General features: G+C 35.1%; 15 protein-coding genes. 9 read left to right on the top strand and 6 right to left on the bottom strand.

Annotated features, from left to right (window positions below):
• Positions 1-366 precede the first annotated feature (366 nt).
• Complete coding sequence (locus tag FSZ17_RS12615) at positions 367-1,044, bottom strand: nuclease-related domain-containing protein (RefSeq protein ID WP_322107613.1); 678 nt, start codon at positions 1,042-1,044, stop codon at positions 367-369.
• A gap of 43 nt (positions 1,045-1,087) precedes the next feature.
• Positions 1,088-1,288, bottom strand: a complete 201-nt coding sequence (locus FSZ17_RS24000) for a nuclease-related domain-containing protein (protein ID WP_322107581.1) — start codon at positions 1,286-1,288, stop codon at positions 1,088-1,090.
• Between the two features lie 286 nt (positions 1,289-1,574).
• On the opposite strand from FSZ17_RS24000, the gene FSZ17_RS12610 reads away from it, so the two are divergent.
• Entirely contained in the window at positions 1,575-2,324 is a 750-nt protein-coding gene (locus FSZ17_RS12610; protein WP_057776864.1) for a GTP pyrophosphokinase, read from the top strand.
• Between the two features lie 24 nt (positions 2,325-2,348).
• Positions 2,349-2,954, top strand: coding sequence for a TetR/AcrR family transcriptional regulator (locus FSZ17_RS12605; RefSeq protein ID WP_057776863.1), 606 nt, complete (start codon positions 2,349-2,351; stop codon positions 2,952-2,954).
• Between the two features lie 335 nt (positions 2,955-3,289).
• On the opposite strand, the gene FSZ17_RS12600 is transcribed toward FSZ17_RS12605, so the two are convergent.
• Positions 3,290-4,267 carry a ring-cleaving dioxygenase gene (locus tag FSZ17_RS12600; RefSeq protein ID WP_057776862.1) on the bottom strand — a complete coding sequence of 326 codons (978 nt, stop codon included), beginning with the start codon at positions 4,265-4,267 and terminating at the stop codon, positions 3,290-3,292.
• Positions 4,268-4,496: 229 nt separating this feature from the next.
• On the opposite strand from FSZ17_RS12600, the gene FSZ17_RS12595 reads away from it, so the two are divergent.
• The 4 genes from FSZ17_RS12595 (at position 4,497) to FSZ17_RS12580 (ending at position 8,629) form a co-directional block, all read left to right on the top strand.
• The gene (locus tag FSZ17_RS12595) at positions 4,497-4,997 is read left to right on the top strand and encodes an Lrp/AsnC family transcriptional regulator (protein ID WP_057776861.1); all 501 of its coding nucleotides are present in this window, start codon (positions 4,497-4,499) and stop codon (positions 4,995-4,997) included.
• Positions 4,997-6,172, top strand: a complete 1,176-nt coding sequence (locus tag FSZ17_RS12590) for an aminotransferase (protein WP_407643407.1) — start codon at positions 4,997-4,999, stop codon at positions 6,170-6,172. The genes FSZ17_RS12595 and FSZ17_RS12590 overlap by 1 nt, the downstream gene beginning before the upstream one ends.
• A 634-nt stretch (positions 6,173-6,806) precedes the next feature.
• Positions 6,807-7,370: a glycine/sarcosine/betaine reductase selenoprotein B family protein gene (locus FSZ17_RS12585; protein WP_057776860.1), complete on the top strand. Its 564-nt coding sequence runs from the start codon at positions 6,807-6,809 to the stop codon at positions 7,368-7,370.
• A 350-nt stretch (positions 7,371-7,720) separates the two neighbouring features.
• On the top strand, positions 7,721-8,629 hold the full coding sequence (locus FSZ17_RS12580) for an RNA polymerase sigma-70 factor (RefSeq protein WP_057776858.1): 909 nt from the start codon (positions 7,721-7,723) through the stop codon (positions 8,627-8,629).
• Between the two features lie 553 nt (positions 8,630-9,182).
• On the opposite strand, the gene FSZ17_RS12570 is transcribed toward FSZ17_RS12580, so the two are convergent.
• The 3 genes from FSZ17_RS12570 to FSZ17_RS12560 form a co-directional block, all read right to left on the bottom strand.
• Positions 9,183-10,274, bottom strand: a complete 1,092-nt coding sequence (locus FSZ17_RS12570) for a copper resistance D family protein (protein WP_057776856.1) — start codon at positions 10,272-10,274, stop codon at positions 9,183-9,185.
• A 3-nt stretch (positions 10,275-10,277) separates the two neighbouring features.
• The gene (locus FSZ17_RS12565) at positions 10,278-10,835 is read right to left on the bottom strand and encodes a copper resistance CopC family protein (protein WP_057776855.1); all 558 of its coding nucleotides are present in this window, start codon (positions 10,833-10,835) and stop codon (positions 10,278-10,280) included.
• Between the two features lie 566 nt (positions 10,836-11,401).
• A complete protein-coding gene (locus tag FSZ17_RS12560) occupies positions 11,402-11,584 on the bottom strand; it encodes a DUF4083 domain-containing protein (protein ID WP_082625457.1) in 183 nt (60 codons plus the stop codon).
• Positions 11,585-11,849: 265 nt separating this feature from the next.
• Between FSZ17_RS12560 and FSZ17_RS12555 the strand changes: the two genes are divergently transcribed.
• The 3 genes from FSZ17_RS12555 to FSZ17_RS12545 all read left to right on the top strand — a co-directional run bounded on the left by FSZ17_RS12555 (position 11,850) and on the right by FSZ17_RS12545 (position 13,921).
• Positions 11,850-12,356 (top strand): hypothetical protein, encoded by a 507-nt coding sequence (locus FSZ17_RS12555; RefSeq protein ID WP_146846460.1) that lies wholly within the window; start codon positions 11,850-11,852, stop codon positions 12,354-12,356.
• A gap of 191 nt (positions 12,357-12,547) precedes the next feature.
• Positions 12,548-13,243, top strand: a complete 696-nt coding sequence (locus FSZ17_RS12550; RefSeq protein WP_057776854.1) for a YjjG family noncanonical pyrimidine nucleotidase — start codon at positions 12,548-12,550, stop codon at positions 13,241-13,243.
• Between the two features lie 492 nt (positions 13,244-13,735).
• Entirely contained in the window at positions 13,736-13,921 is a 186-nt protein-coding gene (locus FSZ17_RS12545; protein ID WP_057776853.1) for a hypothetical protein, read from the top strand.
• Positions 13,922-13,986: the final 65 nt, after the last annotated feature.

The following is a 13,986-nucleotide window of genomic DNA, read 5'->3' as shown; positions in this document are numbered from 1 at the left end:
AATGTGACCGCAAAAAGAAGATCGCCACCAAACCGGTCACATAGAAGAACACAATGTGACCGCAAAAAAGAGATCCCTGCCAAACCGGTCACATAGAAGAGCTCAATGTGACCGCAAAAAGGAAACTCCCACCAAACCGGTCACAAAGAAGAGTTCAATGTGACCGGAAAAAGGAGATCCCCAGCAATCCGGTCACAAAGAAGAGCTCAATGTGACCGCAAAAAGGAGATCGCCACCAAACCGGTCACAAAGAAGAGCTCAATGTGACCGGAAAAAGGAAATCCCTATCAAAGCGGTCATAAAGAAGAGTTAATCATGCTCAATATCAGAAAAAGAGAATCCATCTCAGATACTTTTACTTTCTTTCTAACTATCTTGGTTTCGAAAAACAAAATATGAAAACCTTCTATGATTGAATAGTATTAAATTCCTCATTAGAATCCTTCTGATTGCCTTCTTTGAATCAATCACCTTACACCATTCATGGGTAGTACTGGTTGTGATTTTTTTTTCTGGAAAAAGAAGGCTAAATTCCTCAACACTTCGCATAACAGCAGATTCAAGGTTATCTTTGCAACCACATTCATCACAAACCAATTCCTTGTAACTAAATGGAGACAAAAAAGAATTGCACGATGTACAAGTTATGCCTTTGTTAAGTTGTTGATAGTCATATTCGGGTAGTTTTGTGTAAATAGATTCATTTTTATGCTCAGATACTAAATGTTCAGCCAATTTGATGTGTTTTTCATTTAGTTTTGATGTCACCATATTTAATTTTTTCATAAATCGATTAAGCTGTGTTGGAAGAATGATAGGTAAGTTTAAGGGGGCTTGAAATAATGTAAACTCGGGGTTGATGAAGATTATGTTTGATTCTATTGAAATGTTAATCCCAAAATCCTGTAGTGATCGTCGAAGTAATGATTCACATCGGGACAATTGAAGCAATGGATTTTTTATTTCATTTCCATTCGTCGAGTACCAGATGTTATCGTCAATATAGAAATCACCTTCATAATTTTTTACCTCAAAAAGATATATGGTATGTTGTGAGATTAGTAGTGTATCAATTTGAAATAAAGTATTATTTTTTTAGCAACAAGTCGTTTAAAATAATCCATTCACTAGAGAGATTCTCCAGGAAAAAAGCAAACTTTTGTTCACCTTCGAAGCCTTTTTCAAGGTTTAAATAATTTTGTTTTTCCTTCGTTGATAAATTCATTCGCCTTTTTAATAGTCTAAGTAGCTTTAATTCGACAGATTCCGATATAGGTTTGAAAATCATTTTCCACTTCCTTTCAATTTTGATTTGAAATAAAGCACAAGTTCTCTTCCTTAATAATATGTAAATGTACCCATATTTTCAAACGAATCAATTCACTATTTCTCCGACAAAAAACGACACAATACCACAAAATATTTGACAAGTGACACAGTGTCATTTATTATTATGCTATAGAAAAAAGTGACAACATGTCACAAAAATCTATAATGAGTATTGAATGCCGAATCTAAAATATAATTCTTGGAAATAAGAAAATGACATTGAAATCTACCTAGAGGAGAAAAACATGAAAGAACAAACGCCTATCAAATTTGATAATATGAAAGCTTTAAAAACAGAATTGATTCGATTTATGATGTCTTATAAATTTGCATTAGAGGAAATGAATACGAAAATAGATATATTAAAACAAGAATTTCAATATATCCATGATTATAATCCTATCGAACATGTTAAGTCGCGTCTAAAATCTCCAGAAAGTATATTAAAAAAGTCTCAAAGGAAGGGCCATGTATTTTCTTTGCCTTCCATTAGAGAGAATATACGAGATATTGCGGGGATTCGTATAACTTGTTCCTTTATCTCAGATATTTATGAAATAAGTAATATGCTACAGCAACAAAAAGATATTACATTAATTGATTGCAAAGATTATATTAAAAACCCAAAACCAAATGGGTATCAAAGCCTTCATTTAATCTTGCAAATTCCAATTTTTATGTCTGACAGGGAAGACCATGTTTATGTGGAAATTCAAATCCGAACGATCGCAATGGATTTCTGGGCTAGCTTAGAACATAAAATTTACTATAAATATAATTCAAAAGTACCTCAAAGGATCATTGATGATCTGAAGGAAGCAGCTAATTCAGCTGCACAATTAGATGCGAAAATGGAAAGCATTCAAAAAGAAATGTTGAAAATTAAAGAAACGAGTAGTGATGAGGAAAACATACATGAATTAATGCTCAATAATGAAAGATATCATCTCCCAATTGACTTTTTAATACCAGATCTTTATTCGGAGAACAAGTGAGATTTAGTAAAAGGAGTGAGTATTTTGCCGAAAATTACATTTTATAATTTACCAGAGGATAAGAAGGAAACGTTAATTCATGCAGTGATGAAAGAGTTTTCCAGAGTACCGTTGTATGAAGCTTCGATTACGAATATCATCAAGTCGGCCAATATTCCAAGAGGGAGCTTCTATCAATACTTTGAAAATAAAGAGGATGCCTTTTTCTTTTTATTAAATGCGGTTGTGAAGGAAAATAAGACTTCTTTTCTATTTATGCTTAAAAAAAATAATGGCGATTTATTTGAAACAATGATTGAATTTTTTCAGTTAATCATAAGGGAAGACGAAAACATCCATTTCTTAAAAAACACGTTTTTAAACATGACATATAAAATTGAAACTACTTTTGCGAGAAGCTTCACAGAAGAAGAAATGAATGAGGCTTTCAAGGAATTTTGCACTGAAATTGATAAGTCAAAATTGAATATTTCGGATAATAGTGAATTAATTCATGTCTTGCAAATCATCACTGCAGTTACTTTTCGTAATATTGTTGCTAAATATTCAAGGGATATATCCTATGAAGAAGCGATAGAAAACTATATTAAAGAAATCAATTTTTTGAAAAAGGGACTTTACCATAATTGAAATTAACATTCGATTTAATTGAAAAAGAGGAAGATGCTAAATATTAAAGAAATATTCAACTGTTTGGAGAAAGCTAAAATAGAATGATAATATCTAATAATATTATTATGTAAACTAGGGAATAAATCGATTTAATTTGGAAAGAAAAGTTTGCTAAATAAAAAAGAAATATTCAACTGTTTGAGGTAAGGTAAAACAGATTTATGATATACGATAATATTATTATGTAAACTAAAAGTTATTTTCAGTTTTTCAATACAAAAAGATCTACAGAATAGTAAATTAAAAATGCCTGACTCCCCAGAAGAAATAGGGGAGTCCAGGCACTTTTTTGTTTATTCTTTTTCAAAATGAATCGTGCTTCTCACTGTATCAATCGGGCGAACAAGCTTTTCGATTTGTTCACGCTTAGGTTCTAGGAAAGGAGGAAGTGATAGCTTTTCTCCAAGTGTTTCATAAGGCTCATCGCCCATAAAGCCAGGACCATCTGTAGCAAACTCAAATAATATATGTGGAGCAACCCTTGCATATAAGGACTCAAAAAAGTGGCGGTTTACATATCCAGATGTATTGAATCCAAAGTTTTCAAGTCGGTTGATCCATTCCTCTAAAACAGAACGGTCTTCTACACGGAATGCTGCATGGTGAACAGTCCCAAACCCCTGGCTTCCAGTTGGAAGTATCGCATTGTGCTCAACAATAATCTGTGCACCATTACCTCCTTCTCCTACTTCAAATAAATGAAATGATTCTTCCTGAGCAATTTCTTTAAATAAAAGAACCTTTTCCAACATTTCTTTAAAATAGTCAAAATTAGCGATCCGAACAAAGATCGGACCTAATCCAGTAATAGCAAATTCGAGAGGGATTGGGCCTTTTTGCCATGGAGTGCCTGACGTGACTCCTTTATTATTTTCATCTGAAATTAATTGATAGTGCTGATCATCAAAATCAACGAAGGATAGAGTCTTTTTACCAAATTGTACTTTAATTCCTGTATGTTTGACTTCTAATCGATCAAAACGCTTAACCCAATAGTCCAATGCTGCATCATTTGGAACTCGGAAAGATGTTTTCGATATTTCATTCGTTCCGTGCACTCCTTTTGGTATGCCAGGGAAGTCGAAGAAGGTCATATCTGTACCAGCACTGCCGGTATCATCTGCAAAAAATAAATGGTAGGTTTGAATATCATCTTGGTTAACAGTCTTCTTTACTAAACGCATACCCAATACATGAGTGAAAAATTCGTAGTTCTTTTCTGCACTGCTTGTAATAGCTGTTACGTGATGGATTCCTTTTAAATGGTTCATGGAAATTTCCTCCGTTAAGAATTATTTATGATAATTTTCCTAATGACAAAGCTTATATTTCTTAAATGCATCTCTTTAATTAAAATATCTTTAATTCAAGATAAATTTATCATGGTTATAATAAATTGTCAATTCGTCTTATAGTATAAATTTGCTTCGAGAAGTTCTTTCGTATACTTAATTATTTTGATATAATAAAAATATTTTTAAGACATTTGGAGGTTTTTCCATGAAGCTAACAGAGAAGGAACTAGAGATTGTTGAGATTTTGGAAAAAGATGCTCGCATTAATAGTGAAGACCTTGCGAAAATGGTCAATATGAGTACTGAAGAAACAAATGAAGCTATTAAAAGATTAGAAGACCAAAAAGTCATCGTTAAATATATGTCAGTGGTCGATTGGGCGAAAGTGGAAGGTCATGCTGGCTTAACTGCCATGATTGATGTAAAGGTAACGCCTAAGCGTGGGGTTGGATTTGATGAAATTGCAGAGAGAATTTATCGTTTTCCAGAAGTGGATTCTGTATATTTAATGTCAGGTACATATGATTTATCTGTATGCATAAAAGGGAAATCAATGAATGAGGTAGCTCAATTTGTTTCTCAAAAGCTATCAACCCTTGAATCTGTTATCTCCACAACAACACATTTTATATTAAAAAAATATAAACATGACGGCACTATTTTTGAAGCAATGGATGACGACAAACGAATTGTGGTGTCTCCGTAATGAAAACAATGAATAAAAATTATTTATCAAAAATAGCACAGGAATTAAAACCTTCAGGAATACGAAAATTCTTTGATTTAGCAGCTGGAATGGAAGGGGTCATCTCTCTTGGTGTAGGTGAACCGGATTTTGTTACACCTTGGTCGGTAAGGGAAGCTGCGATATTATCAATGGAACAAGGGTATACATCTTACTCGGCTAATGCTGGTTTTTTAGAGCTGCGTGAAGAAATTGCCCATTATATGAAAAATCAATTTGATGTAGCTTATTCACCTAGTTCAGAAATCATTGTGACTGTCGGTGCAAGTCAAGCAATTGATATCGCGATGAGAGCCATTCTCGACCCAGGTGATGAAGTAATCATCATTGAACCATCCTATGTCTCTTATGCTCCAATGGTTGAATTAGCAGGTGGAGTGCCAGTTTTTGTGCAGACGTTTAAAGAGAATGATTTCAAAATATTGCCTTCACAATTGGAAGAGGTAATTACAGAGAAGACAAAAGCAATTATCCTATGTTCACCTAATAATCCAACAGGTTCAATGTTAAATAAAAAAGAACTAGAAGACTTTGCACAGATCGCAGAGAAATATGATCTGCTTGTTGTAGCAGATGAAATATATGCGGAGCTTGTCTATGATGAGGTATATACTAGTCTTCCTTCCATACACGGAATGAAGGAACGTACGATTCTAATCTCAGGATTTTCAAAAGGGTTTGCCATGACTGGCTGGCGACTCGGATTTATTTGTGCACCGGTGGAATTATCACAAGCTATGTTAAAAATTCATCAATATGCGATTATGTGTGCACCGACAATGGCTCAATTTGCCGCCATTGAGGCGCTGAAAAACGGCCGTTCTGATGTGGATGAGATGGTAAAAAGCTACAGAAGACGACGAAATTATATTGTCCAATCCTTTAATGAAATTGGTTTGACCTGTCATTCACCAGGGGGAGCCTTTTATGCATTTCCTTCTATTGAATCTACTGGACTCAGCTCAGAACAATTCGCAGAAAGACTTTTAATGGAAGAAGCTGTGGCCGTTGTGCCTGGAAATGTCTTTGGGGAAAGTGGAGAAGGGCATATCCGTTGCTCCTACGCTACCTCTTTGGAGCAGCTTCAAGAAGCAGTAAAACGGATGAAGCGATTTATTGAGAAGCTGGAAGCATGAAATGAATCAAAGGGGAGGGGATTGTATCATCTCCTCCCTTAACTGTGTATGTTACTTACTACATGAAAAGTAAATACTTCATTTATAGGGCATTGTTTTAAGAACAATGCCCTTTTATCATTGCTGGGATTGAAGCAGCAATAGCCGCCGAGCATGCCCAAATAGACGATGACAAAGAGTCAAAATTAGCTGTGGAGCAAGAAAAAATATATGCAGCAGAAGCAAATAAAGCTGCTGACCAGGCAGTTTTAGATTTCTATAACTGAAGGGTTATGTCGAGGAGTCGAATGAGGAAGTAACGCTCTGAAAAGCTCCCCCTATGCCAATTGAATATGTTCGCCTTGCTGCTCCATACGATGCTAATTTCATTATTCTTTAGTATCATATGTTACATGATTCTGACAATGGTACAATCGGGAAAGAGAAACATATTCTCCTTCATCGGGGACTTGGCACCCGGTTTCGTCGAATAAAAAATAAAAGCTGAATTTAAAGTATTACCTGTAATTTATAGAACCTATCTGATGATAGGTTTTTTTAATAAATTCTCATTGCCATGTCACAAATCCCCCTCCTATTTCGTCACTATGTGTGAAAGATAAAACAGGTTGAAAATGAAAAGGAGGCATATTCTATGGCAAATATTCATTCATCTTCCAAGGTTGGCTTTGGCAGAAAGGTAATATTCACGCTTGCTCAATCGAAATTGATGGGTAAATTGATTGAGAAATACCCCAAATTAATTGATCGAATCAGTATGAAAAGTATGAAATTGGGCAGAGAAAGGAGTGGTGATGTTCCCTGGGCTCCATTAAAAAGGCCGATTGAGGAAAGTCGGGTGGCTCTCATTACCACGGGAGGCATCATCCTGAAAAGCCAACCCCCATTTGACTTGAACGATTCCAAGGGGGATTGCTCCTATCGTGTGATTCCCTCAGATACCCCCTCAAGTGAAACGGTGATCAGTCATTTATTTTATGATCATAGCGATGTAAAGGTTGATTTGGAAATCATGTTTCCTTTAGCCACTCTTCACCGCATGCAACGGGAAGGTAAAGTAGGGAGTATCGCTCCGCGTCACTTCAGTTTTCAGGGAGGAATTCATGATACCTCTCCGTTGGTTGAAAAAACAGGACCGGAAGTTGCGCGCAGTCTTGTGAATGACCAGGTGGATGTGGCCATTCTGACTCCTGCATGAAGCCACTGTCATCGGTCCGTGGGACTGATCGCACGAGAATTGGAAAAGCAGGGAATAGCGACAATCACAGTAACCCTGTTACCCGAAACGACAAATGCTTTGGGAGTACCCCGATCGATTTATTTCCCCAACAAACTGGGGAGTCCGATCGGTCTTGCCAACAGAAAGGAGGAACAGTACTCCGCTTTGTTACAATGTTTGGGTGCATTGGGCAAAGCAAAAAAAGGGGAGATGATCACCGGGACGAGATGAAACGATCTCGTCCCAACGGATAGAATAGCCCTATTGGATCAAAAATTGTGCTAAAATTTAGAATAGAGTGTAATCATAAACAAAAGGGTGTGCTTTGAATGCCGGACGGATCTGAATCTAAACATCTTCCACCTGATGATGATATGACCGAAGTTTACTCATCTTATAAATCGGTTCTTTTTTCGCTTGCTTATCGCATGTTGGGAAGTGTGACCGATGCAGAAGACATCGTGCAAGAAGCTTTTTTGAATTTGAATCAAGTTTCTTTGCATTCGATTCATCATGTGAAAAGTTATTTATGGAAGGTCACAACAAACCTTAGCATTGACTTCCTGCGTTCTGCCCGAAAGAGGAGAGAAGTGTATGTTGGCTCCTGGTTACCGGAACCGATCATTAACGGAAAGGGGACGGATCCGGCAGACCGGGCGATTGCCAATGAGGAGTTATCCATCGCTTTTTTACATCTACTTGAAAACTTAAATCCGGTGGAAAGAGTGGTGTTCCTTCTGCGGGAAGTTTACTCTTATTCTTACGATGAGATTGCACAATTAATCGGTAAATCTCCTGATAACAGCCGAAAAATCCAAAGCAGATCGAAACAAAAAGTCGGCGATTTATCCCCGAAAGAGGGGGGAGATAGGGGTCAAAAAGAAGAAACTGTGCGTGACTTTATAGAGGCAGTTCAAAGAAACAACATCGAAAAACTTTTGTCCATTTTATCAGATGACTTCACTATTTATTCCGACGGAGGAGGTAAAGCGAAAGCAAACTTGCGTCCTATCTTTGGAATTGAACGAGCCGTTGCCTTTTTAATGGGTGTCTACCGTAAAATCCCATCCAATTTGATTTTCATGGAAGCGGATGTGAACGGGCAACCGGGAATGATTATAAAGGCGGACAATCAGATTTTATATGTATTGGCATTTCAATTCGATGACGATAAACTTTCTGCTTTATACAACATAGTTAATCCAGAGAAACTGAAGCATTTGAAAAAGCTGAAATGAAAGTGGAAGTGAATCTTTATAGGATTTGCACGTTATCTGCGGTAATCAATTGACCCGTCATTGATTTTTGTCTCAAAATAGAACAAATGAGTTCAACGTAATTACACATGGATTTATAATAGAGGGGATTGCGCGATGTTTAAAGGGCAAAACCACTAAAAAAGAGGTGCAATACGCACCTCTTTTGTTTATATTAGAATTGAAATTGGAGTAAATATAACACTTTCCAAATTATGCGAAACGGACACCTAACAAACCTGTAACAAGACCAACGATTATACCGACCACACAAAGAATAAACCAAATTCGTCTGTGGCGAGGCTTATAGAGGTAGAACCAACCAACAATCCCCAGTAAAGACGGGACCTTTTAATATGATCGGGCCATATTGTGGAATAACACTTTCAAAAGGAATCGGATATATAAATGAAATTCTAGAAGCAGAATGTGATGAAATTTTCCTTCCTTTGTGGATGAGAAAAACTACTTTAAAAGTATCCATAATTAAAAATCAAAAAAAGAGTGAGACTCTACTTTTAGAGTCTCACTCTTTTTAGCGAATTACCACAGTCACCATTATCATAAAGTATATACTCGTTACGAATAAGCAACTAAAGAGAAAAGATATAATAATCGATGCTTTTTTGAAAAATGATAATACAATTAACCCCATAAATAGGATAGAAATAAAAAAGAACCATACAGTATTTAAGTTTACAGAAAAGCCAATTGTAGTACCAGAATCGATTATGCCATCGTGAAATAGACTGAATAAAGGTGATACCGCATCACTCGTTAAATAATTGCCATGAGGTGGTGATTGTTGCGAAAAAGCTGCTGTAATTGTAAAGATTGTAAATAAAATAAAGCCTTCTACACGAATCCAAGGGATTGGATTGAATGTAGCATCTTTTGAAATTTTATATTTTACAATGAAACCATTCACTAATGCATAAAAAACAAGTGGCAGTAGGAATAAATGTTTCATTAATAACCCTTGTCCATATGAAACCATCCACGAATCAATATACCCGTCCACCATTATATCCATTAAGAACACACCACTAAGAATTGTAGCAACTAAACAGCCAATAGCGACCTGTGAAAACCAGCTTAAAAATTCAAGCCAATTTTTATGATTGAGTGAACACCAGCCAATCATAAGTAAAACCCCAACCCAAATACTGACAGCTGCTAAATGAATAAAATCGCTAATAATTCCTATTATTGGATCAACAGCGCTTGCATGGCTTGACCAAGCAACTGTTAATATTAATCCAAATGTTAGAAATGCTCCTAATATAGAGAAAATGTTCTTTTCATTAGATTTCGCTAAGGCAATTAGTAGTATTAACACACTAGAACCGAGAAGGGTAAAATCCCATGCAGTCCCAACTGTATAGGTTGTTAAAACAATTTTTAACGATTCAAATAAACCTAAGCGTGGAGAAATATATAATATAATTTCTAGTATAGGAATAAATGCGAAAACAGGTAGCATAATGGCGCTAATAAGTAATAAGCGCTTTGGAATTCTAATATCAGGACGATATTTGCTTGGGACAAGTAAAAGGATAAAACTTCCTACTAAGACCGAAAAGCATAAATATAAAAGCGTCTGACTAATAATTACTAATATATTCATTTATTATTTCTTTCTTTTAGTTAGTAAGAAGAAACCACCTGCTACAATGATAACTAAAAGAACAATAAGAATAGCTGACATAGAAGATGATTCTTTCTCTTCTTTATCCGCTGAAGCTGCTTTTTCATGATCTTCTGTCGATTTCTCAACTGATTTAGTTGTTTCTGACGGTTCCTTTGTTACTTCTTCCACAGATTCAGGAACTGGCGCATTTACAGTAAATGAGAATTCACCTTCTAATGGGTGACCGTCTGCACTAATAATACTCCAATTTACTTGATATTCGTCATTTGGAAGTGGCTCAACAACAGTACCTGTTAATGTACCATCACCAATAATAATATCTTGTAGTTTAATTGCTTTTCCCTCTGTCGTTTTTACATCTATATAGCTACCCTGTTCAATTTTACCATCAAATTCAAGAACTATTTCTTTTAATGGTTCCGTTACAACCTCACCATCTGCTGGATTTGATCCCCCTATATGCGAGTGAGCAAACGCACTTGTAGAAATAGACATTGCTAGTAAAACTGCTGCTGCTGCGGTAAAAATACGTTTCAAAATAAATCCTCCTAGACTTCAATCTATAATATAAAATAAATATTACTATTTATTTTCATCGATTAGTATATTACAAAAATGTGAATTTTGTATGAAGCAACTTTTGTTAAATAAAGGTCATTTATCCCCCAACTACTGTATCAATTTGTATAATAAATGTTCCCGGAATTAGCGTTGGTGGAGTAAGTGACTTAAATTCATTCAGAAGAACTTAACGATCATTATAAAACTGCAAAATTAACTAAGTGGTGAATTTAATTAATTCTCGACACTAGGTACTCCTGGAAGTGAGAAATTAAAACAGGATGTTAGCGGTATCTATATTATGGCAGGGAGAAAGAATTTTTACTCCTGGGTTGAGAGGGAAATTTCATGAATGTTTTTTTGAAAATATGATTAAGACTCCAGTTTATTTTCTTATTCCAGAATAGGGCGACATTCTTGAAGAAGGCGTTCTTTTTGTATCGGGCCAGATTGTGGAGTAACTTTATATTACGTAGTAGAACAAAATGTGAAATTGTTGAAATAAAAAAATGCTCAATTTTAGAGCATCAAAATAGCAAAGTTTATTTAGATTGCTTTTCAAGTAATTCAATAATTTTATCTAATTTCTTGTTAATATCATCAGAAGTACTATAATTCACCTTACTATTAATAAGCAGCCTTCTAATAAAAAGAGTAAATGAAACAGCACCCAATAGCAGTAATGAAATTATTAGAGCTAGAAAAAGAGAACTAGCCATATACATAATTTTCTCACTCTCCTCATGGAAGATTATACCATAACGAGGGCGATTTAATGTATCGCATTTCAACGATACTATGCAATAGAGAATCGATATTCAACAATCGGGCGCTTTCCTAGAGAACAAGGATCAGCGCTTATTTTCATTTTAGGACCAAATCTGGAATGGGGGGAAAATGGGGAGTTACTCAAGTAAAACATTTTGTTTGAAAAAGGATAATTGTTATTGATCCGGTGAAAATAAGCCTAAAATAGTTAGGTTGATGTAAATGAATAAAAAGTTTTCTAATTTATTGTTAATATCAATTATTTTAATTTATGGAGTAAATAATGAAACTGTTTTTGCTAATTCTGTAAAAGAAGAAAAACCACCTAAAAGCGTTTGTATAGAAGAATTTGAAAAAGAATATCAAGAATTTAATAATAAGGTGTTAAAAGATATTGTTAAAAGCTTTAACTTAGATTTATCAGAGTATCAAGAATTTATATCTGATGACTTGATGTTAAAAGTAGGGGAGAAGCTTAATGACCATTCTGACAAGATGTCGCTACAGTCTTTATTTGTCGGAAGTAGTAATGGTTCAAGGCGACTATTTTTAAAGAGCGGCTTAGAAGGAAAAGAAGGTTATTTTCTTTATAAGAAAATTGATGGAAACAATGTTAAAAAGAAGTTAAGTAAAATTGGTGAAGTATGGGTCGTTATGTCAGTGGATGAAAAGAAGGCCAAAAAGATTCGAATTAAGCGATTCAACTGGGATAAATGCTCTGAAAATTAGAATATCCCAGTACATAAATATTTTTTCAATTAAAGGGCGCGTTTATCTAGGAACGCCTCTTTTCAATTTAAGGGCCAGATTATGAAATATGCCATATTGAGCTAGAGGAAGAGAGTTCATCAATGTTATTGTTATGAAATGAATTAAGATAAGTGTCTAAATTAGGTCGATAATGATTAATGGAGGTAGCTATGAAATACGAAATCATATTTTTCGATATTGATGATACATTATTTGACTTCAGTATGTCGGAAAGAGAAGCACTAAATAAAGCTTTTGTAGAGTTCGGATTGCCTACGGGCTTGGCGGAATATGAAGCCAACTACAAAGAGATTAGCAAGGTATTATGGAGAGATTTGGAACAGGAGCTTACTACTTTATCAGAACTGGGAGTAGAGAGATTTAGGAGATTGTTCCTTACGCATGAGCTTGAAATCAACGCAGATACCTTCAACAGTATTTATCTCGGATATTTGGGCAAGGAAACACATCTTGTACAGGGAGCCGTAGAATTATATGACAATCTTGCAGGCTGTCGGCTGGCCATTATAACAAACGGATTCACGGATGTGCAGACATCAAGAATCGGGCGCTCTCCTCTTTGTAATACTTTTGAGCATATTATTATTTCTGAAGAGGCTGGATTTCAGAAGCCCGGAAAGGGTATTTTCGATTATGCGTTTTCCAAACTACAGATTACAGATAAAACCAAAGTGTTGATCGTGGGTGATTCTTTGACCTCTGATGTTCAGGGAGGAATAAATTACGGGATTGATACCTGCTGGTTCAATCCGCATCTTAAGGAAAACAATACAGGAATTAAGCCAACGTATGAAATCTGTGAGTTGACGGATCTCATAAAGATTATAGGTAAGATGGATAGTTGAGAGATATTAAAGCAAACCGTTCAAGAGGTTGCATAGTTGCTTCAGTATTTCTACTTCCTTGTTGAACGAACTGTTTGATAAGCACAAGCTCCCTTCAACAGCCTAAATAATATTAATTCTCTTCTATAATCGGGCGCGTTTATTTAGGAACGCGTCTTTTTTATTTAAAGGGACAGATTATTGAATATCGCGTTAAATTGTAAAGCGTAGATTGTGAATAAATGTACTTAAACTAATGGAGCAGCTTAGTTGATAGATTGTGGTATAATTTAACATATAAAATTAAAAGGGGATGTTTAGAATTAGAAAAATAATAGCCTCAGTAATTTTAATGTTAATAATTTTATCTGGTTGTTCTTCTGAAGCAAGTCTAACAACGAGGAAAAAGTAACAGGAGTAGTAAATAATTATTTAGAGGCTTTAGAGTCAAAAGATATATTAGCACTGGTTAAATACTCCGACGATTTAAGATTTCCTGATAAAGAGGAACAAATGAAAGAGTATTCAAATATTGATGATGATATAACTAATACAAAATTAGTAGAGGTTAAACAAGTTAGTGAAACTGAATTCAAGGCTACGGTTGAAATTGTTTCTGATGGGAACTTGAATGAACTTACATTTCCAGTTCAAAAACAAAAAAAGGGTTGGAAAATTATCGTTGGACAAGACGTTTAAAAAATAAATTGTATCTTTATTGAACTAACCAGGGCTTTAGTTTAACAAGTAAAAAATAGTAATCA

This window comes from Cytobacillus dafuensis, assembly GCF_007995155.1.
GTDB lineage: Bacteria > Bacillota > Bacilli > Bacillales > Cytobacillaceae > Cytobacillus > Cytobacillus dafuensis.
The sequence above is the reverse complement of the archived record's forward strand: the minus strand, read 5'-3'. Positions and strand labels throughout refer to the sequence as shown.

Coding starts and splice junctions, on each gene's coding strand:
- FSZ17_RS24000 (WP_322107581.1), bottom strand. CDS start 1,288: ATGATTTTCAAACCTATATCGGAATCTGTCGAATTAAAGCTACTTAGA.
- FSZ17_RS12610 (WP_057776864.1), top strand. CDS start 1,575: ATGAAAGAACAAACGCCTATCAAATTTGATAATATGAAAGCTTTAAAA.
- FSZ17_RS12600 (WP_057776862.1), bottom strand. CDS start 4,267: ATGAACCATTTAAAAGGAATCCATCACGTAACAGCTATTACAAGCAGT.
- FSZ17_RS12595 (WP_057776861.1), top strand. CDS start 4,497: ATGAAGCTAACAGAGAAGGAACTAGAGATTGTTGAGATTTTGGAAAAA.
- FSZ17_RS12590 (WP_407643407.1), top strand. CDS start 4,997: ATGAAAACAATGAATAAAAATTATTTATCAAAAATAGCACAGGAATTA.
- FSZ17_RS12585 (WP_057776860.1), top strand. CDS start 6,807: ATGGCAAATATTCATTCATCTTCCAAGGTTGGCTTTGGCAGAAAGGTA.
- FSZ17_RS12580 (WP_057776858.1), top strand. CDS start 7,721: ATGCCGGACGGATCTGAATCTAAACATCTTCCACCTGATGATGATATG.
- FSZ17_RS12570 (WP_057776856.1), bottom strand. CDS start 10,274: ATGAATATATTAGTAATTATTAGTCAGACGCTTTTATATTTATGCTTT.
- FSZ17_RS12560 (WP_082625457.1), bottom strand. CDS start 11,584: ATGTATATGGCTAGTTCTCTTTTTCTAGCTCTAATAATTTCATTACTG.
- FSZ17_RS12555 (WP_146846460.1), top strand. CDS start 11,850: ATGAATAAAAAGTTTTCTAATTTATTGTTAATATCAATTATTTTAATT.
- FSZ17_RS12550 (WP_057776854.1), top strand. CDS start 12,548: ATGAAATACGAAATCATATTTTTCGATATTGATGATACATTATTTGAC.
- FSZ17_RS12545 (WP_057776853.1), top strand. CDS start 13,736: ATGAAAGAGTATTCAAATATTGATGATGATATAACTAATACAAAATTA.